The organism is Mycobacterium sp. IDUB_1, from assembly GCF_055419625.1.
In genome coordinates this window covers 930806-953765 of record NZ_JBVAYA010000001.1, presented here as the reverse complement: position 1 = coordinate 953765, position 22960 = coordinate 930806, and the positions used below count along the sequence as shown (strand labels likewise).

The following is a 22960-nucleotide window of genomic DNA, read 5'->3' as shown; positions in this document are numbered from 1 at the left end:
ATGAGCTCACCCGTCCCTCCGATCAGCACCCAGGTCTCGGCGCTCGCCGTCCGGGGCCCCGACGCCCCTGCCGTCACCTGCGCCGGCGTCACCGTGACCCGGGCCGACCTGGACGCGGTCACGAACCGCCTGGCACGGGGTCTGGCGTCGCTGGGGGTGGGTGTCGGCGATTACGTGACGATCGTGCTGCCCAACTCGCTGGACTGGGTCTACGCGGTGTTGGCCTGCTGGAAGCTGGGCGCGATACCGCAACCGCTGTCCGCGCGGCTGCCCGATGCCGAGTTGGCCGCCCTGCTGGAACTGCGCCGCCCCGCCGCGCTGATCGGGCGCGCCGACCCGACCGGAGTCACACGCAGTACGACAGTTTCTGTGGCGCAGGGCTTTTCGGATGATCCCGTGCCCGAGGCGGTGTCACCGGTGTGGAAGTCGATGGCCTCGGGGGGCAGCACCGGGCGGCCCAAACTGATCGAGGCGGGCAACGACAGCCGCATCCCCGCGGCGATCGGCACCCCGCTGGGCGCCCAGGACGGCGACGTGTCGCTGATCTCGGTGCCGCTGAGCCACAACACCGGGTTCACGACGTTCGCGGTGGGTCTGCTGCAGGGACACCACCTGGTGGTGATGCCGCGGTTCGATCCGCACGAATTCCTGCGGCTGGTCACCGAGCACCGGGTGACGTTCCTGACCACGGTGCCGACGATCATGCAGCGCCTGCTGCCGGTGTACCGGGAGAATCCCGAGGCCTACGACCTGTCGTCGATCCGCCGGTTCTGGCATCTCGCGGCGCCCTGCCCGCCGGTGGTCAAGCGCGCCTGGATCGACCTGCTCGGGCCGGAGGTGGTCTGGGAGCTCTACGGCGGCACCGAGCTGCAGGCGCTCACGTTCATCTCCGGCGAGCAGTGGCTGACACACCCGGGCTCCGTCGGCGTCGTGGTCGCCGGTGAGATGACGGTGCTCGACGACGACGGCAACGTCTGCCCGCCCGGGGTGCCCGGCGAGATCTACATGCGGCGCGACGCGGGATCGCGGCCCACCTACCGCTACGTGGGCAGCACCGCCAAGAGCCGAGACGGCTGGGAGTCCCTCGGCGATCTGGGCTATTTCGACAATGACGGCTTTCTCTACCTGACCGACCGCCGCGTCGACATGTTCACCGTCGGCGGCCGCAACGTCTACCCCGCCGAGATCGAATCGGCCCTCGCCGAACATCCTCGGGTGCTGTCCAGCCTCGCCGTCGGCGTACCGGACGAGGACCTGGGTCAGGTGCCCTACGTCCTGGTACAGGCGCCGGGGCTCACCGCCGACGACGTCACGGCGTTTCTGGCCGGGCGGCTCGCGCCCTTCAAGATCCCGCGCACCGTCGAGCTCACCGATCGTCCGTTGCGCGACGATGCGGGCAAGGCGCGCAGGTCGGCCGTTCGGGACGAGATCATCTCGCGACGGCTGGCTCGGTGACATCGTCGACAGAGCTGTCGAGCGGCGTGGGGTCGTTGCGGCGCTCCCAGCGGCGCAACGCGTTGCGGCACGGTGATTCGACCAGGGCATAGCTGACCGCTGCGATCGCGAACCCGAAGCCGACCGTCAGCAGCAGCACCGGTACGAAGTGGCCGTTGAACGCGAACTCGCCCAGCATCGGGAACACCATCGCCAGCGCGGCCAGATGCCACACGAACAACCCGTAGGACCAGCGGCCCAGCGTCACCATGACCGGATGCCCCAGCAGCCGGTGCGTAGTGTCGGGGCGGTCGAGAACCAGCGGCGCGAGCAATGCGCCCGCGACGATCGCGCCCATCGCGGTCTTCATCGTGACCTGGCCGATCGTGCCGAACTGCAGGCCCTCCCGGCCCGCGAGCGGCGAGGCCGCGACCAGGAACGCGGCCGCAGCGATACCGGCCGTCAGCACCCGGTTCCGGGCCACCCGGTGGGCGAGGCCGACGGGAGAGACGGTCAGCTCGGCGAGCACCATGCCCGCGGCGAACCAGGAGAAGAACGCCGGCGGCCAGTTCCACAGGTTGTGTCCGGAGTCGGGATCGAACGGGATACGCACCCAGAACAGGCTGGCGACGGCGGCGGCGAGGATGACCGGGATGCGGGCGCGGACCGGCACCCGGCGCGCCAGCAGCGCCAGCAACGGCAGCGCGATGTAGAAGGCCACCTCGACCGACAGGCTCCACATCTGGGTCAGCCCGGCGGTCAATGTCAGCGGCACATAGATCTGGGTCAGAGTCAGATTGGACAGCCAGACCGTGGCGTCGGCCTTGGCGTCGGGCAGCAAGGTGAGGATCACCACGACCGCCACCAGGTAGCCCGGCATGATGCGGACGAAGCGGGACCGCAGGTAGTGGCCGGTGGCGGGGCGTTTCCTCAGACCGCGAGCGGCCGCGGCGTGACCGCGCCACAGCAGGAAGCCGGACAACGCGAAGAACACGGCGACCGCCAGGTCGAAGCGGCCGAGCAGCCGGCCGGTGATCCCGGTGGTGTGGCCGGTCTGGAACGCGACGTGAGTGACGACGACGCCGATGGCCGCGCAGGCCCGCAGACCCTCGACGGCGGGCAGGAAGCTGCGCGTGCCGCCGACTTCTACCGACTTGGTGGTCGTCACGGCGACCAGTCTGCCGGACCCTGGCGTCGGTGCCCTCAGGCGGGGACGAGCCGCACCGGGAGGTGCTCGTGGCGGTGGATGATGTTGTTGACCGCCCAGGTCGGCTCGCCGACCAGCTCGATGCGCTTCACGCGGTCGAGCAGCGCCTGGAGCATGGCAGTGGTCTCCAGCCGGGCGAGTCCTTGACCGGCGCAGGCGTGCGCGCCGTTGCCGAACCCGACGTGGCGTCCGGCGTCGTTGCGGATGTCGAACGCATCGGGGGCACTCCATTCGCGTTCGTCGCGGTTGGCCGAGGCGTACAGCACCAGCACCCGAGCGCCCGCCGGAATGCTGGTCCCACCGATCTCTCTCTCCCTCAAAGCTTTTCGTGTGAAGGCACGCAGCGGCGATTCGAAGCGAACCACCTCGTTGACCGCATTGGCCAACCGCTGCGGTTCTTCTCTGAGCAGCTGCCATTGCTCGGGATGGGTGGCGAACAGGTAGAGCGCGCTGGAGATGGCGCTGACCGTGGTGTCGAGCGACGGCGCGATGTAGTCGATGAGCAGCGGCGGCACCTCGTCGGCGCTGAGCGTGCCTTCGTCGACAGCGGTCAGCAGTTCGTGGGCCATGCTGCCGGGCAGCACGTTGCGTTCCCGCACGACGCGACGAGCGAAGCGCAGCATCTGCAGGCTACGCGGCAGGGCTTTGAGCGCCTGGACATTGGCCGGTCCGAGGATGTCGAATGTCGCTGCACCCCAGTCGAGTAGATGCTCACGCTCCTCACGGGGCCATCCCACCAGATCGGGCACGACGGCCAGCGGAAGCGCGGTGGCCAGATCGGCGACGCCGTCCACGGTGCCCCGCCGAACCGCCTCGTCGACGAGGGCCCGGGCCTGAGCCCCGACGTCGTCACCGAGCGCGCGCAGTGCCCTCGGCAACAACCGGTGGGCGACGAGTTTGCGGCGCCGGTCGTGCTCGGCGCCGTCGCTGTTGAGTGTCGTGCCGCGGGAGAGCCGATTGATCAGCGGGTTGGCCGCGACGCCGTGGCCGGACAGGTAGGTGCCGTCGTCGCGCAGGGTGGCCTTGCATTCTGCATAGCGGGGTAGGGCGTAGAGACGCTGGCGCGGCAGCCACACCACCGGCCCCAGCTCGCGGAGGGCGCGATAGTGCGGGTAGGGGTCGAGAATGGCGGCGCGCGTGTAGATGTCGGGTCGATAGACCGGCACCGCCGAGGGGCGACGGAACACGTGGTCAGTCCTCTCCGTAGTGGGCGTGGGTCGGGAGGAACAGTGGGAGCGCCCGGCACGCCGTGTCCAGGTCGCGGGTTGCGGTCATCACGGTGCGGTCGGGACGGACCACTGCCGCCGTGACGTGGTGATCGGCGAACCACCGGGCGAGCTCTGATCCTGGGGCCGCGTGCACCGTTCGCGCGCCACGGGCAGCTGCCATCTCCCGCTGCGCCGGGGTCGGCGCCACAGCGGAGAGCAGCCCAAAGCCGCAGCCGAGCTCATCATCCAGATGTAGGCCGTTGTCCAGCAACACATTCGGGCAGAGATGACCCGCAATGCCACGGGTACGGAGGGTGCGCTGCACCAGAGCCGACGAGCGCAACGCCGGGGTCTGCGAATCGGTGACCTTCGACCGGAGCCCGGGTATCAGTGGCAATCGCGGCAGCACGAGGGCCCGCACGGCGGCGCCGACGCGACCCCCGGCGGTCATGGCCCGTCCGACGTTGAGGGCCAGCCCGATCATGTGGCGGGCGTGCGGACGGCGCTCGGCCTCGTAGCTGTCGAGGACCGCGAGTGACAGGTCACCGCGGAGTACGCCGGCGATCTTCCACGCCAGGTTCATCGCGTCGCGCAGCCCGGCGCCCATGCCCTGGCCGATGAACGGCGGGGTCAGGTGGGCGGCATCGCCGAGGAGGAAGACGTTACCGCGCCGCCATCTGTCGGCGAGCTGGGCGCGAAACGTGTACTCCGCGGTACGAATCACCTGTAGCTCGGTGTCGGGAACGCCGCGGGTCCACGGCGCGATCAGCGGGCGTACCGCGGCCAGATCTGCGTAGTCGTCCACTGATTCGTGATCGAGAAGCCGGAACTCCCAGCGATATCGGGTGGTGCCGATCCTCATGTACGTGCCGGCGCGACCGCTGTCGCAGACCTGGTGCACCCCCTCCCACTGATGCAGGTCTGCGTCGGTGGCGATGTCGATCACCAGCCAGCGCTGCTCGAACTTCATGTTCCGCATCTGCGTACCGATTGCCGAGCGAACCACACTGTTGGCTCCGTCGCACCCGAGCACGAAGTCGGCGGTCATCACCGACTCCACACCGGACACCCGGTCCCGGACTCGCAGACGCACCGGACGCGCATCGGCAGCCACCTCCAGCACCTCCGTGTCACCCCGGAAGCACGCACGCGGATGACGCACCAGGTTCGCCCGGAGCACCTCTTCGAGCTCAGGCTGATCGAACATGTTGGCGGCGGGAAAACCGTTGCTAGTCAGAGCTATGTCTCTACGGAATTCGGCCAGCACCGCCATGGTGCGGTCGACCAGCCGGAGCCCGTGGGCTGGGCGGGAGATGCCGGCGAACTCCTCGGCCACCCCGAGCCGGGCCAGGATGCGGTAGACCTCGTCGTCGAGGTGGACCGCACGCGGCTGCGGATACACCTGTGCCCATCGGTCCAGCACGATGGTGTCGACACCGTACTGGGCGAGCAGGGTGGCGACGGTGATCCCGGTGGGGCCGCCGCCGACGACGACCACGGCGACGTGCTCGGGGGTCGCGCCGTCCGTCGTGCCCGTCATTGCTCGTCGATCTCGTAGTTCACCGAGAACGACTTCACCAGCCGTTCCACCGCGGAGCGGTCGGCGGTCGGGCCTAGAGTGATCGAAACGGCAGGAGCCCCGGCGGCGACGCGGCCGGCGACTCGCACCACCCCGGGTTGTTCGGCGAGCGCCTCGGTGAGGGCATGCTCGGCAGCCGTGGCGCGCAGTGGCACCTTGTAGGGCTTACCGACATCGGTCGTGGGTATCGCGTCGATGATGTTGACACTCTTGGGTTTTGCGGCTCGTTCGCTGATCGCCCCGGCGACGAACGAGACCAACTCATCCCCGGTGACGGCCGAGCCCGGACGCACGGTCACGAACCCGACGGGAACTTCACCGGAATGAGCATCGGGGCGCGCCACCGCGGCGGCGCCGGTCACGTCGGGATGACCCAGCAACGCGTCTTCGATCACCGCGGGATCGATGTTGTGGCCGCCGCGGATGATGAGGTCTTTGGCCCTCCCCGCGAGGTGGACGAAACCGTCGCCGTCGACGGCGCCGAGGTCACCGGTGTCGAGCCAGCCGTCGCGCAACGCACCGCGTCCGTCGAGCACGTAACCGTCCTCGGTGCGCGCGGTGACGTACCCGGGGAAGACCGTCGGCCCGGTGACGGCCAGCGTGCCGACCTGACCCGCCGGCAGGTCCGTCCAGGTGCCGTCCTCACTGACCGCGACGGCCTTCACCTGCTGGTAGGGCATCCGTTGGCCCACCGACCCCGGCCGAGGATGATCAGCGAAGCTGCGCGCGCTGGCGCAGGTGGCTTCGGTGAGTCCGTAGCCCTCCACCAAGGCCACCCCAGTGGCATCGAGGAAGTCCTGACGCACGGTGTCGGGCAGTGCCGAGGCGCCCGAGACCGCGGAGGTCAGCGTCGAGATGTCGGCGTCGACCGGGATCTGGGACAACACCGCATAGACGGTCGGTACGGCGCTCATCGCCGCCAACCGGTAGTGCTCCACGATCCGCCAGAAGTTCTGGTACAGGCCCACATCGCGATATCCCTGCGGGCCGGCCCACACCACGGGTTGGCCACGCAGCAGCGGTGCCAGCAGGGTGACGATCAGCGCGTTGACATGAAACAGCGGCAGGCCCGCGAAAACCACGGCATCGTCAGGGAGGTCAGCGCTGACGGCCACCATCCAGGCGTCGGCGACTTCGTTGCCGTGGGTGTGTGCAGCCAGTTTCGGCATGCCGGTGGTTCCACCGGTGTGAAACAGCGCGGCGAGGTCGCCCAGCTCGGCGAGCCCGTCCGACAGTGGCGTGGCGTCCTGAGATTCGACCAGCGTGGACAGGTAATGCACCTCGGCGCCCGACACCTCCGGCGGTGGCGCAGACATGAGGTCGGCGAGTGTCGGGCGCACCAGGACCACGGTGTCGATCAGGCCCGCGTGGGACAGTGCAGCCGCGCGTTCGATGCCAGTCGGATCGAGTTCCGGGGCAGAGGTGATCAACACGCGCGCACCAGAGAGTCTGGCTAGCTCGAGGACGTGGTCGGCCGACAACGACCCGTTGATCGGTACGGCGATGCCGGCGGCCTGCGCGGCGAGCGTCGCGGTGATCAGCTCGTCGCAGTTGGGGCTGATCAGCAATACCGCATCGCGTCGCTCAACACCGAAGCTGCGCAACGCTTTTGCCGCCTTTGTCACGTCGGCAGCGAGCTCCCCGAACGTTCGGCTCGCGAATCTCTGATAGTCGGTCCCGTCCGGCAGGACGGTGACCGCGATACGGTCGGACCACAACCGCGCGGCGCGCAGGACGACGTCATAGGTCGACGTCGGGAGCCCACGACTCTCCAGCGGTATCTCCTCGACGGCAGGCAGATCATCCGGTGATTGCGCTGTCGGCCACAGTGATTCGGCGGTCATGCGTGGCGCACCGACAGTCGTTGGGTGCCCAGGTCGATCTTTCCGTCGTCGGTGCTCACCGATGCCTCGACGACGTCACCGTGCTGCAAGTACTTCGGATTCTTGGCCTGCCGGGAGAAGAACGCCTTCCACTTGACCGCAGGCGGTAGCAGGTTGCCGATCATCTCGATCGGCTTGGGCGGCGCCGTCAACGCGGTACCGGCCGGGGTACCGGTGAGCACCAGGTCACCGGCGGCCAGGTCCTGGAACCGGGTCAGGGACTGCAACGCCTGCAGGGGCCGATACAGCATGTCGCCCTCGACGAGGGAGTTCTGACGTTCCTCGCCACCAACGGACAACCGCAATCGCAGATCACCGAAACGGGCGAGCTCGGCGGCGTCGAGAAGCACCAGCGCCGGCCCGACGGGCGTGAACGTCGGGTACGACTTCGCCTCGTAGAACTGGGTTTGCGGCAGCTGGATGTCGCGAGCGGACACGTCGTTGGTGATCGTCAGACCCGCGATGATGCCGGGCAGATCGTTCTCGCTCACCGTTGATCCGGCCGGAACGTCGCGACCGATGACCAAGCCGATTTCGACCTCGTAGTCCAGTAGCTGGACATGCGCGGGACGCAGGATCTCTGCGAACGGCCCTGTGATCGAGGCAGATGACTTGCGAAAGAACGTCAGCGGCACCGTCTTCGGGTCCATTCCGGAATCTCTGACGTGGGACTCGAAGTTTGTCATCTGCGCGATCACCCGACAGGGCGTGGTGACCGGGGAGAGCAGCTGGAGGTCGTCGACGGGCACGGTGTCGCCACCGTCGGCAGCCGCGTCGATGGCCGTGCGGTCGGCGAGTAACTCGGCCGTGGTGGTCACCGACGTGGCGATACGGGCGGCGCCGGCGGGGGTCTGGACCCACCAGCCCTCGGAGGTACGCAGGACGGAAGTGCTCATGAGATCGCTACTTTCAGCAGGCCGACGAGACGGTTGAGATCGAATTCGTTGTCCCCGCGCAGCGCGGTGACCATGGACGTGAGTTGGTGGCGGGCGGCACGCGGGCTGGCGTCGAGGAAGTCCTTCGTCGCGGGTGGGCCCCACTGCGCAAGCCCGGATGCGGTGAACGGGGCCCAGCCGGGTTCGAGCGTGTTGTCGAACACGTCGCCGTCGGCGAAGTGCTCGACGAGGAATCCGTCGGGGTCGCGCCAGTAGTCGAACAGCTGGCTGCCCTGGATGTGACGGCCGATGCCCCAGGACCGGAAGTATCCGCGCTCGCGCAGGTACTCCCCGCCGGCGGCCAGTGCATCCAGGTCGCTGACCTCGTACGCCGAATGCACGTACTGGTTGGCCGGCCCCAGCGCCAAGGCGAGAGTGTGGTGATCCGCGGGGGTCGCGCCGCGATCGCACCGGATGAAACTCATCGCCGGACCACGTGCTCGCTGACCGGGGAAGAACAGGAAGTCGCTGACGATCATCCCGAACGTGTCCAGATACCAGTTCAAGGTCTTCAGGTAGGTCGTGGACTGCAACACCACGTGGCCCAACCGCTGTACGCGGGTCGGCACCCGCGGCGGACGTACCGTGGCATTGATTCGCGCGGTGTGCGGCCCGGTGTTGAGAAGCTGAGTGGCTTGAGCGGGTTGCTCGGGCAGGTCCAGCATCCCCGCAACCACCTTGACTGCCATCCCGCTCGGGTCGGTCAACTGGACGGCTACCCCGCCGATCGTCTCCGGCAGTCGATGCACCTGAGCGCCCGTCTTGTCGGCCAACCGCAGCACGTCGACCTCGTCAGCCGCTCGCAACGCCAGCCCTGCAAAACGGGTGCGTTGCCCGCGGCGCAGTATCACGCAGGGTGAACCGGCTTTCGTGCCGCGGAGGTGCAGTTCTTGCGGATCGCGCAGAGCGATGCCGAATCCGAACGCCCGCGCGAACGCCTCCGCGCGAACGAGATCGGGCTTGTCGAACTCGAGCCACGCGATGTCGGCGACCCGGATGATCGGGTCCCGCGAGCGGCCAGAATGCTCGCCGCGCAGCGCACCTTTCTCGCTGTGCAGGTCTTTGTGACCGTCTTGGCGCGGCTCGACTGCTTGTGCCACGTTGCACCTCCTCGGTAGAGATTCTGAGGAAATCGTCACACACGACCGATTTCTCAGTCAATAGTATTGACGATATCCTCATAAATGAGGAAAACCGCAAGCGTCACGCGACGGGATCGCTGGTGCGCACAGCCCGGAGAGGAAAACGATGAAGGTCTTCATCGACCGCGAGAGGTGCGAAGGTCACGGCCAGTGCCTGGCCGCAGCCCCCGACGTCTTCGATCTCGACGACGACGGCATCGCCATCCTGCGAACGTCCGACACCCTCACCGGCGACCTGTCCGAGCAGGCCATTGCCGCAGCGCAGGTGTGCCCTGTTGCAGCACTCGCGACGGATACGGACGCGTAGCACCACCCCCGAGACCGGCAGCGTCAGCTGCGTCGCGGGTAGCCGCCGCGGGCAGCCTCGCGCGGAACAGTCGTGAGGCGCGCCGTCATTGCGGACGCGGCAACGATGCAGACGCCGGCGGTGACCGTGAAGCCCAGAACCATTCCCCACTGCGCGCTGCGCGGCTGACTGACGACCTCGGCGTCGGTCGACGACACGAAACCGCTGACCGCCAACGCCAGGCCATAGACACCCGCTCCCGCGGCGGCGGCGACCGTCTCGCCGGCAGACCACAGTCCGACGAGCATCCCGGCACGACGTCGGCCCGACTCGTTGGCATCCTCGGCCAAGATGTCGGCGAGCATCGTGTTGACCAGGAACTGCGCTCCGGCGAAACCGATCCCGGCCGCCCCGAAAGCGGCGCACGCGAGGGGAAACCTACTCTGCGCGTCGAGCACCGGCAGCGCACTCGATGCCATTGCGCCCACCCCGAAGATCGCCAAAGCGGCCTGCAGGCAACGCTTGTCGCCGAACCGTAGCGCGGCCCGGGTCCACAGCGGCATCGTCACCAGCAGTGGCGCCAGCACACAGACGAACAGCGGTGCCATTGCTTCCTCTGCGCCCAGGAACTGTGCTGCCAGGTAGGGCAGCCCCGCCAGCGCCGCGGATATGACCACCTCGACCAGAAGGAACACACCGAAGAGGATCGAGAAGCGATCGTTGTGGCGAGCCGCCGACAGTGCCTCGCGCAGCGACCCCGAACCCTCGGTTGCAGCCGTCGCGCCATGACGGAGCCGGCGCGCGCTGTACACAGCGGCGCACGCACCCAGGAACATCACACTTGCCATCACAGCCGCCATCAGGCGGTATCCCTGCGTGCCGCCGCCGTCCAGCGCGGTCAGCAGCGGCGCGACGGCACCCGCCGCGAGGATCGCCACGCCGAGGAAGCCCATCCGCCACGCCGTCATCGACTTGCGTTCCTTCGCACTCGCCCCCAGCTCGGCGGGAAGTACACCGAAGGGAACGACAAAGGCGGAAAAACCGGCGCCCGTCAACGCGAGGCAGATTCCGACCCACCACGCGGCCCCGACCCCGGTGAACGGTGAATGAAACACCAGCACGAACCCCACGGGGAAGGCGACCGCCCCGGCGACGAGCCATGGTGTGCGCGGCCCCCACCGCGACGTCGTCGCATCAGACAGGCGCCCGACGATCGGGTTGTAGACGAGATCCAGGAGCCTGGGCAGGAACACCACCAGCCCGGCCACCGCCGCAGCGACATCAGCCACGTTGGTCAGGTAATAGAGCAGTACGAGGCCCGGTACCACGGCATAGGTCGCCGTCGCCAGCGAGCCGGCACCGAACGCGGCCCGCTCCACCGTCGTCAGCGCGAAGACGGCGTCATCGTCCTGGTGTGTCCGCATACGATCTCACTCAGATAATTTTTGAACATTTACGCATTCCTGAGGAAATAGTCACTTGAGCTGGTTGCTGGGTCAAGGTGAGCGCCCTGGCCGCGCTGAGTCCGATTCGAGTCGGGCCCCAGACCCTCGCGACCGCTGCGGCCTTACTTTGTGCTGTTAGGGTCGAACGGGTTTTGCCGCGCGCGAAGGGAGACACGGTATTGAACCGCGCAGTTGCGCTGAGGTTTGCCGCGTGCGGACTCATGGGCCTCGGTGCAGCGCTGCTCATCGCGGCGCTGCTCCTCACGACCTACACCAAAGGCAAGATCTCCAAGATCCCCCTGGACATCGACACCACACTGGTGAGCGAGGGCACGGGTGACGTCTTCGACCCCGCGTCGCTGAGCACCCAGAAGTTCGTCATCAACAAAGACACCCCGGTGGTGCTGCAGCAGCAGATCAGCGTCGAAGCCCCGGCCAACGCCGATGTGGTGACGCTGCAGGTCGGCGACTCGTTGCGACGCTCCGACCAGCAGGGCGATCGCGGTCTGCTGCTGGCCATGGTGGACACCGTGACGCTCGACCGCGCCACCGCCGAGGCGATCTCCAGCGAGTCCAACCCCGGCGGCGCCGTGCAGAAGCCGCGGTCCATCGAGGACCAGAACCCGCCCACCAACATCGCGCTGCCGCACGAGGGTCTGTCGTACCGCTTCCCGTTCGACACCGAGAAGAAGACCTACCCTTACTTCGACCCGATCGCGCAGAAGACCTACGACGCCAACTACGCAGGTGAAGAGGACGTCAACGGGCTGACCGCCTACAAGTTCACGCAGAACGTCGGCTTCGACAACGAAGGCAAGCTCGTCGAACCCGTCAAGTACGCCTCGTTGTACGACGACGACGCCGACAGCCAGGTCACCGCCCGCGCCGCCCTGTGGGGGCTCGAGGGCGACCCCGAAGAGCCGATCACGATGACCAGGTACTACGCCGCCCAGCGCACCTTCTGGGTCGACCCGGTGTCCGGCACGATCGTCAAGGAAACGGATCGGGGCTACCACTACTACGCGCGCGAGGCGCTCAAGCCCGAGGTGACCTTCGCCGACTACACGGTGACCACCAACGACGAATCCGTGGAAAGCCAGGTCAACGCCGCGTTCGACGAGCGTGACCGAGTCTCGCTGTGGGGCCGCATCCTGCCGATCACGTTCACAGCGCTCGGCATCGTCGCTCTGCTCGGTGGCGCGCTGCTCGGCTCGTTCAGCCTGCGCGCGGAGTCGACACTCATCGATCCGGGTCTCGACGACACCAGCAGCCGCTTCTACGGTGGCCGCGGTGACGAGGGTGAGCCGGTGCCGGGCGCAGAGGCCAAGACCGAGAAGCTGCCCGCGCAGCGGCCCACCGACCTACCCCCGGACCGACCGGTCTGATCCTCCGCGCCCGTCCGCTGGCGGCCCCGGCCTACGCGCTGGTGCTCGCGCTGGCGGTGACCGCACCGCTGCTCGGACCTGGTTATCTGCTGCTGCGCGACGCGGTGTCGACGCCGCGGTCCCACCTCACCGACGCGGCGCTGGGCCTGACTCAGGCCGCGCCCCGGGCACTTCCGCAGGACGTGGCGGTCGCGCTGGCATCCGCTGTGGTCGATGGCGGTGTGCTGGTCAAGGGGCTGCTGATCCTCGGTCTGTGGTTGGCGGGCTGGGGTGCCGCACACCTGGTGTCGACGGTGCTGCCCGGCGCCGGGATGGCCGGCCAGTTCGTGGCGGCCACCGTCGCGGTGTGGAATCCCTACGTCGCCGAACGACTCCTGCAGGGCCACTGGAGCCTGCTGGTCGGCTACGGCGCGCTGCCGTGGGTGGCGGCGGCCGTGCTGTCGCTGCGGGCCGGCGGATCTGCCGGCGTGGGCGCGCTGCTGTTCTGGCTTGCGCTGGCCGGGCTGACGCCGACCGGGCTGATGATGGCCGCGACGGTCGCGCTGGCATGCGCGATGGCGCCGGGCACGGGGCGTTCCCGGCGGTTGTGCATGCTGCTGACCCTGGCCGGGTCGACGACGGCGGCGCTGCCGTGGCTGGTCGCCTCGGCGGTCGGGTGGGCTCCCGATGTCGACCAGGGTCCCGCGGTCGCGGCGTTCGCCGCGCGCGCCGAACCCGGACTGGGCACGCTCGGCAGCCTCGCGGGGCTGGCTGGTATCTGGAACGCCGACGCCGTTCCCCCGACGCGCACCACCGGGTTCGCCGTGGTCGCGACGGTAGTGCTGCTGGCGGTGGTGGCGGCAGGGCTGCCGGTGCTCGTGCGGTGCCGCGCCGCGGTGCCGCTGCTGGTCCTCGCCTTGGTCGCGGTCGTCGTTCCCGCTGTGATGGCGACCGGACCGGGTCTCGCCGCAGTCGGTTCGCTTCTCGACGCGGCGCCCGGGCTGGGGGTGATCAGGGACGGCCAGAAGTGGGTGGCGCTCGCGATGCCTGCCTACGCGCTGGCCGGCGCGGCGGCCACGATCACGCTGCGCCCGCGGATGCCCGCGATCGCGACCGCGGCGGTGTGCTGCGCGGCCGTCATCGCGACGCTGCCGGACCTGGCATGGGGTGTCGGGGGGCGGGTGCACCCTGTGCAGTACCCGACTGCGTGGCGGGAGGCCGCCGCGATCATCAACGCCGAGCCTGCCCCGGTGGCCGTGCTCCCGGTCGACAGCATGCGGCAGTTCCCGTGGGCCGGAACGGCACCGGTGCTCGATCCGCTGCCGCGCTGGCTGCGTGCCGAGGTGCTGACCACCGGTGATCTGTCCATCGGCGGGCGCACCGTGCCGGGCGAGGGCGCCCAGGCGCGCGAGGTGCAGGACATGCTGCTCGCTGGGGCGGACCAGGCGCAGCTGGCCGATGCCGGCGTGGGTTGGGTGGTGGTGGAGGGTCCGACCGCGAATCTCGGCTTGCCTGTGGCATTTCGGTCCCACGACCTGACGGTCTACCGTGTCGGCGGAGCCGGTCAGCCGTCGCCGCACCGCGGTGTTGCACTGGCTGCGCACGGTGTGTGGCTTCTGCAGCTGTGTCTGGGTGCGGCTTTGATAACGCTGCGCCGCAAGCGAACTCGTGTAGCGGAGACCGCTAGCTGAGCTGCCCCGGAATGGCAGCCATATCGGCCAGATCCCACACGTCGGCGAACAGGCCGTCCTCCACGCGGTAGAGCGTGAACTGGGTGATCGCGACCCGCCGATTCGTCGCCGGTACGCCCAGATACGGCCCGCGATGAGTACCGGTCACGGTGAAATGCAGCGAGACCAGATCCCCGTCGATCGCGAGATTCCTGACCTCCCAATGCCAATCCGGGAAGGCCGCGAAGATCGGGGCGAACTGGGCCGCCACCGCGTCGCGGTCCATCGGTGCGTCGTTGACCCGGATCGCCGGCCCGTAGAACGTGGACATCCGGTCGAGGTCATGCGCGTTGCACGCGTCCAGGTACGAGCTGTACAGCTTTTCGAGCTCGGCACGACTGCTCATCGTCGCAGTTATACCAGGCCGCTGACCCGTCGGCCTGCCTGTACGGAAGCGAGCACGGCCTGCATCGCCTCGGCGCTCTGCTGCCACGAGAATTCGGCGCTGCGCACCTGGGCCTTGGTGCCGAGTTGCTCCCGCAGCACGTGGTCGGTCAGCAACCGTTGCAGACCGTCGACAAGGTCGTCGACATCGTCGACCAGCATCCCGGTCACCCCGTCGACGATGGAATCGGACAACCCACCCGAGGATCGGTATCCGATCGTCGGCACCCCGTGCTGAGCGGCCTCGATCACGGCCAGCCCCCATCCCTCTTTGCGGGACGGCAGCAGGTTGACCCAACTCTGTTGCAGCAGATCATGTTTCGTCGCGTCGTCGACGTGACCGTGGAACGTCACGGCCTCGGAGACACCAAGGGCGGCAGCGTGGTCCAGCAGCGGCTCGGACCACCATCCGCCCCCGACGACGTCGAGGTGCAGGTTCGGAATCAGGGGGCGCAGGCGTGCGATGGCGTCGAGCGCATCCTCGATCTGCTTGTGCGGCACCAGCCGGGACAGCACGACGACACGGGGCGTGGCCGAGCGTGGCGCGCTCAGGCTGGCGCGCGGCGGCGCGTCGACACCGTTGCGGACCACCGCGACGTGATCGGCGCGCACACCGAGATCGGTCAGATCCCGCGCCGACGGCAGCGACACCGTCACGTACTGGTTGCGGCGATGCAGACGCGGCGACAGGCGCGATTCGACGAACCAGCCGATACGACTCTTCACCGGCCCCGCCACCGGCCACTGCTCGCGGTGACAGTGATGCACCAGCACCACGGCGCGGCGGCCATAGGCCAGGCGCGCCAGGAACGGCAGCCCGTTCTGGGTGTCGACGACGACGTCGGGCCGCGCATGCCGCAGCGGGCCCAGCCCGACGCGGGCGGCGACCATCGCCAACCCCGCCCTCACGTACACCGAATACGGCCCGCCCCGGCGCTGGATCTCCACCCCGTCGACGACCTCGCGGGGCGCCGACCCGTCATAGCGGGCCGTACGCAACGTCACCCGCACCCCCGTCTGCGCCAAATGGGTGCCGATGCGCTGCAGATATGTCTCGCTGCCGCCGCCCTGAGGGTGCCCGGTGTCGCGCCAGCACAGCAGCAACACGGAATTCACGGGGGCGGACATCGGTGTTCAGACTAGCGGTGTGCCTAGGGTGGCCGGGTGGCCGCTACGGAACTGTTCGCCCGGCGGGCGACGCTGGCGCGTTCGCTGCGGCTGCTGTCGGCGTTCCGCTTCGAACAGAGCGATCCCGACCGCTTCTACGGCGCCCTCGCCGACGACACCGTCGCCCTCGTCTCCGACCTCTGGACCGGCGCCACCGGCAACGATCCCACCGGTGTGACCGTCCTCGACGTCGGCGGCGGCCCCGGCTACTTCGCCTCAGCGTTCACCGACGCCGGGATGCGCTACGTCGGGGTGGAACCCGACCCGCGGGAGATGCACGCGGCGGCGCCGCGCAGCCACCGCCGGGCCGGATCATTCGTCCGGGCGTCGGGCACCGCGCTTCCGTTGCGAGACGACAGCGTCGACGTGTGCCTGTCCTCCAACGTCGCCGAGCACGTCGCGCAGCCGTGGCGCCTCGGCGACGAGATGCTGCGGGTCACCCGGCCCGGTGGGCTGGCGGTGCTGTCGTACACGGTGTGGTTCGGACCGTTCGGCGGCCACGAAATGGGGCTCACGCACTATCTGGGCGGTCAGCGGGCCGCGGACCGCTACGCCCGCCGGCACGGTCACCGGCCCAAGAACGACTACGGCTCGTCGTTGTTCGCCGTGCACGCGCGCGACGGGCTGCGCTGGGCGCGCGGCACCGGTGCACTGGTCGCCGCTTTTCCGCGCTACCACCCGCGATGGGCCTGGGGCGTGACCCAGATGGCGGGGCTGCGGGAGTTCGCGGTGAGCAACCTGGTGCTGGTGTTGTCCCCGCGCTGAATCCACGAACTGCAACAGGTTCTACTTCGTGGTGTTCGTAGGTAATGTGACGTCTATGACACAGAGCACCGCGTTCAAGACATCGGCCGGCGAGCCGGCCTATCGGACTCAGTGGGACAAGCTGTTCATCGGCGGTAAATGGGTCGAGCCGGCCACCTCGGACGTCATCGAGGTGCACTCCCCCGCGACCGGCGAGCTGGTCGGCAAGGTGCCGCTGGCGTCTGCCGCCGACGTCGACGCCGCCTGTGCCGCCGCCCGGAAAGCCTTCGACGAGGGCCCGTGGCCGCAGATGTCGCCCGCCGAGCGCGGCGAAGTCCTGGCCCGTGCGGTCAAGATCCTCGAGGAGCGTGCCGAGGAACTGAAGTTCCTGCTGGCCGCCGAGACCGGACAGCCGCCGACGATCGTCGACATGATGCAGTACGGCGCCGCGATGTCGGCGTTCCAGTTCTTCGCCGGCGCGGCCGACAAGTTCACCTGGCAGGACATCCGCGACGGCATCTACGGCCAGACGCTGGTCGTGCGTGAGCCGATCGGTGTCGTCGGCGCCGTCACCGCGTGGAACGTGCCGTTCTTCCTGGCCGCCAACAAGCTGGGCCCGGCGCTGCTGGCCGGCTGCACGATCGTGCTCAAGCCCGCCGCCGAGACCCCGCTGTCGGTGTTCGCGATGGCCGAGGCGTTCGCCGAGGCCGGGCTGCCCGAGGGCGTGCTGTCGATCGTGCCCGGCGGCCCGGACACCGGTCGCGCGCTGACCAACAACCCGGAGCTGGACAAGTTCACGTTCACCGGGTCGTCGGCGGTGGGCAAGGAGATCGCCAAGATCGCCGCCGAGAAGCTCAAGCCGTGCACGCTGGAGCTGGGCGGCAAGTCCGCGGCGATCATCCTCGAGGACGCCGACCTGGATTCCACGCTGCCGATGCTGGTGTTCTCCGGGCTGATGAACTCGGGCCAGGCGTGCGTCGGGCAGACCCGCATCCTGGCGCCGCGCTCGCGCTACGACGAGGTGGTCGAGAAGCTGTCGGCGGGCGTGTCGGGGATGCTGCCCGGGCTGCCCACCGATCCGGCCGCGATGATCGGCCCGCTGATCAGCGAGAAGCAGCGTGAACGCGTGGAGGGCTACATCAAGAAGGGTGTCGAGGAAGGCGCCCGCGTGGTCGTCGGCGGTGAGCGCCCGGAGGGTCTGGACAGCGGCTGGTACGTGCAGCCGACAGTGTTCGCCGACGTCGACAACTCGATGACGATCGCCCAGGAGGAGATCTTCGGGCCGGTGCTGGCGGTGATCCCCTACGAGGACGAGGACGACGCGGTGCGCATCGCCAACGACTCCGAGTACGGGCTGGCCGGGTCGGTGTACACCACCGACTTCGATCGGGCGCTGCGCATCGCGCGGCGGATCCGGACCGGGACGTACGCGGTGAACATGTACGCCTTCGATCCGGGCGCCCCGTTCGGCGGGTACAAGAACTCGGGCATCGGCCGCGAGAACGGCGTCGAGGGCATCGAGGCGTACTGCGAGCCGAAGTCGATCCTGCTGCCGTTCGGCTACACCCCGTCCTAGGTTCCGGCGCCGAGTGCACGGTTTCTGACGGAATTCGAGGGTTTTCCATCAAAAACCGTGCATTCGGCGTCTCTGGGCTAGGAGGTGTGCGGCATCGAGTGGTGCTCGTGGGCGATCACCCACGCACCGTCGACCTTGCGCATGCCGAATGAGCTGCGCAGCCGTCGCTCCGGGTGGGCCGCGATGTCCTCCGGCGTGCCGGCACGGAACAGCCCGTAGGCGTAGGCGACCGCGCCGTCGGCCACCACGTCGAGCCGGTCCAGTTCCAGCACTGCGCCGCCGGCGACCCACTCGAAGAACTCCGGCCAGGTCTTGCGGTATGCGTCGATGCCGTACACACCTTCGTCGGGTGGGGGCACGTCGTAGAGCACGATGTCGTCGGTGTGCGCGGCGATGACGCCGTCGATGTCACGCGCGAGGATCGCTTCGACCCAGCGGTCGATGACGGTGCGGATGTCTTGATCGTTGGTCACGCGGATGCAGACCGGGGTCGCGGCGGGAAGTCATCGCCGGCACGCGTGGGCCCGTGTCGAACTCGACGAAATGGCGGGTCCTTCTCGCACTTTCCCGCCCAAACGTCGGTTTGGGCGGAGTTAGAACGCGGATTCGGGGACGTCCATGGCCGTGAGGTCGACCGCTTCGACGATCGCCCGCCGCGCCGTCAACCCCGGCAGCATGCTCTTGGCGAAGAACAGCGCCGTCGCGACCTTGCCGGTGTAGAAGTCGCGATCGCGTGCGCTCGGCGAGCCGTCCAACGCCGTCAGCGCGATCTCCGCCTGGTGCAGCAGCTGCCAGCCCAGCAGCAGATCTCCGACCGCGAGCAGGAACGGCACCGACTCCAGCCCCACCCGATACAGCTCCCGCGGATTCTGCTGCGAGTCGATCAGGTACTTCGTCATCGCCGCGACCATCGCCTGGACGTCGGACACCGCGGTCGCCAGCAGGGCACGGCCGTCGGCCAGCTCGGGACGGGCCGACCCGCTGTCGAGGAACGCCCGGATCTGCGTCACGACATGCAGCAGCGCGCCCCCTTGATCGCGGGCGATCTTGCGGAAGAAGAAGTCCTGCGCCTGGATCGCGGTGGTGCCCTCGTACAGAGAGTCGATCTTGGCGTCGCGGATGTACTGCTCGAGCGGATAGTCCTGCAGGAAGCCCGATCCGCCGAGGGTCTGCAGCGACTCCGTCAGGCACTGGTACGCCCGCTCCGAACCCACGCCCTTGACGATCGGCAGCAGCAGGTCGTTCACCCGGGCGGCCATCGACGCGTCGGCCCCCGACACCACCGCGGCCACCGCAGGATCCTGGTGGGCGGCGGTGTAGAGGTACAGGGCCCGCAACCCCTCCGCGTACGCCTTCTGCGTGAGAAGCGCCCGCCGCACGTCGGGGTGATGGATGATCGTCACCCGCGGCGCGGCCTTGTCGGTCATCTGGGTGAGATCGGCGCCCTGCACCCGGGACTTCGCATATTCCAGCGCGTTCAGGTATCCGGTCGACAGCGTCGCGATCGCCTTGGTACCCACCATCATTCGCGCGTACTCGATGACCTTGAACATCTGTGCGATGCCGTTGTGGGTGTCGTTGACCAGCCAGCCCACCGCAGGGGTGCCGTGCTGACCGAACGTCAGCTCGCACGTCGCCGACGCCTTGAGCCCCATCTTGTGCTCGAGCCCGGTGACGTAGACGCCGTTGCGCTCGCCGAGCTCACCGGTCTCGGGGTCGAAGTGGAACTTCGGCACGATGAACAGGCTCAACCCCTTGGTGCCGGGACCGGCGCCCTCCGGCCGGGCCAGCGTCATGTGCACGATGTTGTCGAACAGATCGTCACCGTCGCCGTTGGTGATGAATCGCTTGACGCCGTCGATGTGCCAGGTGCCGTCGGGCTGTTGAATGGCCTTGGTGCGGCCGGCGCCGACGTCGGAGCCGGCGTCGGGTTCGGTGAGCACCATCGTGGCGCCCCAGTCCCGCTCGATCATCAGCGACGCCCAATGCCGTTGCCGCTCATTGCCGATCGCGTAGAGAATGTCGGCCATCTTGGGGCCGGCCGAATACAGGAACACCGCGGGCTGGGCGCCGAGCGCGAACTCGTTGATCGCCCACTCGACCATCGACGGCACAGGAACGCCCCCGATGTCGGACACCATGCCCACCCGCGACCACTCGCCGTCGCGCCAAGCCCGGAACGTCTTCTTGAACGGCTCGGGGATGCTGACGACGTGGGTGGCCGGATCGAACGTGGGAGGTGTGCGGTCGGTCTCGGCGAAGGCCTCGGCAAGGGGCCCCTCGGCCAACTTGGCGGCCTCGTGCAGCATCTGCCGCACCGAGTCGCCGTCGAGATCCTCGAAGTCGCCCGTGGCGAGCACCTTCTCCAACGCCAGCATCTCGAACAGATTGAACTCGATGTCGCGGACGTTGCTGCGGTAATGGCCCATGGTGGGCCAGACTATGCCGGAACGGCGTTCCCGTCAGGCTTTACGCCAGTGCGCGCAGACGAAGTCGGCGTTGCGGGCCGTGGTCACCAACGTCCACTCCGAGCGCGTCGGCAGGACCCGCGGTCCCGCGCCGAGCGTGCACGGCGCGTAGGACACGATCATCTCGTCGACCAGGCCGGCGCCGACGAACTGCGCGGCCACCTCGCCGCCGCCGACCACCCAGACGTGACGCTGCCCCGCCGCGTCCTGCAGCGTCGGGAACAACTCGGTGACCTCGCCGGCGAACGTGTGCACGGGGTGGGCGAGGTCGACGATCTGCGGCCGGTGCGTCATCACCCAGGACGGCTGGCGATACATCCACGCGCCCGGATGGTTGGCCACGATCCACTCGTAGGTGTCCGCGCCCATCACCAGCGCGCCGACCGACGCCAGGAACGGGTCGATGGCGAAGGGTCCGTCGGCGTCGATGTCGCGGGTGACGAGCCACTGCAGGCTCGCGTGCTCGTCGGCGACGAACCCGTCGAGGCTCGAGGCCGTGTAGTAGATGCATGCCATGTCAGGTCCTCATCCAGTCGAGAGGGTCGCCGCGGCCGGTGTCGACGCCGTGATCGGCGAGCATCGCGCGAGCGAGTTCGCGGCGGTGCGCGGCGTAGGTCAGCACATGCGCGACGATTCCGTACAGCGGGAACGACTCGGGCGGCTCACACAGCGCGTCGATGACGGTGTCGCCGAGCCGGCCCGCCGCGGCATAGTCGGCGATCGTTGTGCGCCAACGCTTTCCGATGTCCGCATGGAACGTGGCGAGACCAGCGGCGTCGACGGACTGCGTCGTCGCCCGCGACGGGAAGTCCTCACCGGCGATGGTGGCCAGCCACACCTGCTTGCTCCACACGATCGCACCCAGCACGGCCCCGACGCTCGGTTCGGGACCGTCCCAGTCGAGCACCGTCTGGCCCGGACGGATCGGTGCCGTCCACTGCTGTGCGCTCAGCCGCGCGGCGCGGTCGATCAGGTGGGCGGTGTCGTCGAGGTCGTGGTCGATCATCAGCGCTGTCACATCGGGCAGTGGGGCCGGCGAGGGCGAACTGTCGATCCACAGCGACTGCGGCGGATGGAAATGCAGCCCGTTGGGCGCGGGCAACCGGAAGTGCACGTCAGCGGCCTGCGACGGCGGGCGTCCGTAGGTGCGCCGGAAGGCCCGCGAGAACACGTCGGCCGACGACCACCCTTCCGCGGCGGCGACGCTCGAGACCGGTTCGCCGCGCTGCAGCCGCCAGGCGGCCCGTTCGAGCATGACGCGACGGCGCAGCGCCGCCGGGGATTCACCGGTGAGCCGGCGCACCTCCCGCGAGAAGTGGAATTCCGACGCGTGGCTGCTGCGGGCCATCGACCCGACGTCGCCGTTGTCTGCGTCGGTCACCGCGTCGAGGAGTTCACGCAGCCGATCGCGCCCCGCAGGTTGTGTCACGGAATCCGAGTATCGTCGCCGGCCGCTGCGGCCACCATGACAATTCCTGCTGTCTGGATCTGCCCGAAAACGCACTAGGGCGGAACCCCCGACCAGGTTCCGCCATAGTGATCACGAACCTACCGCCCGGTCTGCTCCGCCGCGTTCGTTTCGGTCCAGGACTTTTCCGCACGTATCCTGCGTTCAGTCAGCTATACCCAGCAGTCCACCGATCGAGGAGCCCGACATGACCACCGACCACATCACCGCTCTCGTCACCGGCGCCAACCGCGGTCTCGGCCGCCGCTTCGCCGAACAGCTCCTCGAACGCGGCGCCACCGTGTACGCGGCGGCCCGCAACCCGCAGAGCATCGACCTGCCCGGCGCAATCCCATTGCAACTCGACATCACCGACCCGGAGTCCGTGCGCCGCGCCGCCGAGACAGCCGGCGACGTCACCGTCGTCATCAACAACGCCGGCACCTACACCGGCGCCGGGCTCCTGGACGGCCCCATCGACGACATCCGGCTGGAGATGGAGACCCATTACTTCGGCACCCTCGACGTGATCCGGGCGTTCACACCCGTCATCGAACGCAACATCGCCGGACAGGGCGGCGGCGCGATCTTGAACGTGCTGTCCGTGCTGTCCTGGGCGCATCTGCCCACAACAGGTGCGTACTCGGCGGCGAAGGCGGCCGGCTGGGCGCTCACCGATGCGGTGCGTTCCGAGCTGGCGCCGCGTGGCATCCACGTCGCGGCACTGCACGTCGGCTACATGGACACCGACATGGCCGCCGACGTCCCCGCAGAACAGAAGACCGATCCGGCGATCGTCGCCCGGCTCGCCCTCGACGGCCTGTTCGCGGGTGAGAACGAGATCCTGGGCGACGAATTGACGCGGACGGTGAAGAGCCACCTCTCGGCTCCTCCGCAGTGACAGGATGGTCGGCACGGCGCCGGCCACGCCTTGGGTAGACTGGCCAAAACTAGAACACGT

The 22960-nt window shown here is 68.6% G+C and carries 20 protein-coding genes; 7 read left to right on the top strand and 13 right to left on the bottom strand.

Annotated features, from left to right (window positions below; genetic code table 11):
- A complete protein-coding gene (locus tag ACZYYX_RS04865) occupies positions 1-1455 on the top strand; it encodes an AMP-binding protein (protein ID WP_463813304.1) in 1455 nt (484 codons plus the stop codon).
- Here ACZYYX_RS04865 and ACZYYX_RS04860 read toward each other — a convergent pair.
- From ACZYYX_RS04860 to ACZYYX_RS04835, 6 genes are read right to left on the bottom strand one after another with little or no spacing between them, the layout of a single operon-like run.
- Positions 1430-2602 (bottom strand): acyltransferase family protein, encoded by a 1173-nt coding sequence (locus ACZYYX_RS04860; RefSeq protein WP_463813303.1) that lies wholly within the window; start codon positions 2600-2602, stop codon positions 1430-1432. The two genes, ACZYYX_RS04865 and ACZYYX_RS04860, sit on opposite strands and share 26 nt — an antisense overlap.
- Before the next feature lie 35 nt (positions 2603-2637).
- Positions 2638-3828 (bottom strand): cytochrome P450, encoded by a 1191-nt coding sequence (locus ACZYYX_RS04855; protein ID WP_463813302.1) that lies wholly within the window; start codon positions 3826-3828, stop codon positions 2638-2640.
- 4 nt (positions 3829-3832) lie between these two features.
- A complete protein-coding gene (mhpA, locus tag ACZYYX_RS04850; RefSeq protein WP_463813301.1) occupies positions 3833-5389 on the bottom strand; it encodes a bifunctional 3-(3-hydroxy-phenyl)propionate/3-hydroxycinnamic acid hydroxylase MhpA in 1557 nt (518 codons plus the stop codon).
- Complete coding sequence (locus tag ACZYYX_RS04845; protein ID WP_463813300.1) at positions 5386-7272, bottom strand: acyl-CoA synthetase; 1887 nt, start codon at positions 7270-7272, stop codon at positions 5386-5388. Before ACZYYX_RS04845 ends, mhpA begins: the two co-directional genes overlap by 4 nt.
- Positions 7269-8207, bottom strand: a complete 939-nt coding sequence (locus tag ACZYYX_RS04840) for a fumarylacetoacetate hydrolase family protein (RefSeq protein WP_463813298.1) — start codon at positions 8205-8207, stop codon at positions 7269-7271. Before ACZYYX_RS04840 ends, ACZYYX_RS04845 begins: the two co-directional genes overlap by 4 nt.
- Positions 8204-9346, bottom strand: a complete 1143-nt coding sequence (locus ACZYYX_RS04835; protein WP_463813296.1) for a VOC family protein — start codon at positions 9344-9346, stop codon at positions 8204-8206. Before ACZYYX_RS04835 ends, ACZYYX_RS04840 begins: the two co-directional genes overlap by 4 nt.
- 148 nt (positions 9347-9494) lie before the next feature.
- Here ACZYYX_RS04835 and ACZYYX_RS04830 point away from each other — a divergent pair, with 148 nt between their 5' ends.
- Positions 9495-9695 (top strand): ferredoxin, encoded by a 201-nt coding sequence (locus ACZYYX_RS04830; RefSeq protein ID WP_463813295.1) that lies wholly within the window; start codon positions 9495-9497, stop codon positions 9693-9695.
- A gap of 23 nt (positions 9696-9718) precedes the next feature.
- Here the strand turns inward: ACZYYX_RS04830 and ACZYYX_RS04825 are convergent, their stop codons facing one another.
- Positions 9719-11098 (bottom strand): MFS transporter, encoded by a 1380-nt coding sequence (locus tag ACZYYX_RS04825; protein WP_463813294.1) that lies wholly within the window; start codon positions 11096-11098, stop codon positions 9719-9721.
- Positions 11099-11298: 200 nt separating this feature from the next.
- Here ACZYYX_RS04825 and pgfA point away from each other — a divergent pair, with 200 nt between their 5' ends.
- Both pgfA and ACZYYX_RS04815 read left to right on the top strand, forming a co-directional pair.
- Positions 11299-12504 (top strand): cell envelope lipid trafficking protein PgfA, encoded by a 1206-nt coding sequence (gene pgfA, locus ACZYYX_RS04820; protein WP_463813293.1) that lies wholly within the window; start codon positions 11299-11301, stop codon positions 12502-12504.
- Entirely contained in the window at positions 12504-14174 is a 1671-nt protein-coding gene (locus tag ACZYYX_RS04815; RefSeq protein WP_463814804.1) for an MmpA family trehalose lipid delivery protein, read from the top strand. The genes pgfA and ACZYYX_RS04815 overlap by 1 nt, the downstream gene beginning before the upstream one ends.
- Here ACZYYX_RS04815 and ACZYYX_RS04810 read toward each other — a convergent pair.
- Both ACZYYX_RS04810 and ACZYYX_RS04805 read right to left on the bottom strand, forming a co-directional pair.
- A complete protein-coding gene (locus tag ACZYYX_RS04810; RefSeq protein WP_463813292.1) occupies positions 14167-14559 on the bottom strand; it encodes an ester cyclase in 393 nt (130 codons plus the stop codon). The genes ACZYYX_RS04815 and ACZYYX_RS04810 overlap by 8 nt on opposite strands.
- A gap of 8 nt (positions 14560-14567) precedes the next feature.
- Positions 14568-15725: a glycosyltransferase family 4 protein gene (locus ACZYYX_RS04805; protein WP_463813291.1), complete on the bottom strand. Its 1158-nt coding sequence runs from the start codon at positions 15723-15725 to the stop codon at positions 14568-14570.
- 36 nt (positions 15726-15761) lie between these two features.
- On the opposite strand from ACZYYX_RS04805, the gene ACZYYX_RS04800 reads away from it, so the two are divergent.
- A complete protein-coding gene (locus ACZYYX_RS04800; RefSeq protein ID WP_463813290.1) occupies positions 15762-16529 on the top strand; it encodes a class I SAM-dependent methyltransferase in 768 nt (255 codons plus the stop codon).
- Positions 16530-16584: 55 nt separating this feature from the next.
- Positions 16585-18084 (top strand): aldehyde dehydrogenase, encoded by a 1500-nt coding sequence (locus tag ACZYYX_RS04795; protein WP_463813289.1) that lies wholly within the window; start codon positions 16585-16587, stop codon positions 18082-18084.
- Positions 18085-18161: 77 nt separating this feature from the next.
- Here ACZYYX_RS04795 and ACZYYX_RS04790 read toward each other — a convergent pair whose 3' ends face one another.
- From ACZYYX_RS04790 to ACZYYX_RS04775, 4 genes are all read right to left on the bottom strand, one after another.
- Positions 18162-18557 (bottom strand): YybH family protein, encoded by a 396-nt coding sequence (locus ACZYYX_RS04790; protein ID WP_463813288.1) that lies wholly within the window; start codon positions 18555-18557, stop codon positions 18162-18164.
- 120 nt (positions 18558-18677) lie between these two features.
- Positions 18678-20513: an acyl-CoA dehydrogenase gene (locus ACZYYX_RS04785; protein ID WP_463813287.1), complete on the bottom strand. Its 1836-nt coding sequence runs from the start codon at positions 20511-20513 to the stop codon at positions 18678-18680.
- Positions 20514-20546: 33 nt separating this feature from the next.
- Positions 20547-21068: a dihydrofolate reductase family protein gene (locus ACZYYX_RS04780; RefSeq protein WP_463813286.1), complete on the bottom strand. Its 522-nt coding sequence runs from the start codon at positions 21066-21068 to the stop codon at positions 20547-20549.
- Position 21069: 1 nt separating this feature from the next.
- On the bottom strand, positions 21070-21981 hold the full coding sequence (locus ACZYYX_RS04775) for a helix-turn-helix domain-containing protein (RefSeq protein WP_463813284.1): 912 nt from the start codon (positions 21979-21981) through the stop codon (positions 21070-21072).
- 226 nt (positions 21982-22207) lie between these two features.
- Here ACZYYX_RS04775 and ACZYYX_RS04770 point away from each other — a divergent pair, with 226 nt between their 5' ends.
- Positions 22208-22900 carry an SDR family oxidoreductase gene (locus ACZYYX_RS04770; RefSeq protein ID WP_463813283.1) on the top strand — a complete coding sequence of 231 codons (693 nt, stop codon included), beginning with the start codon at positions 22208-22210 and terminating at the stop codon, positions 22898-22900.
- Positions 22901-22960 lie beyond the last annotated feature (60 nt).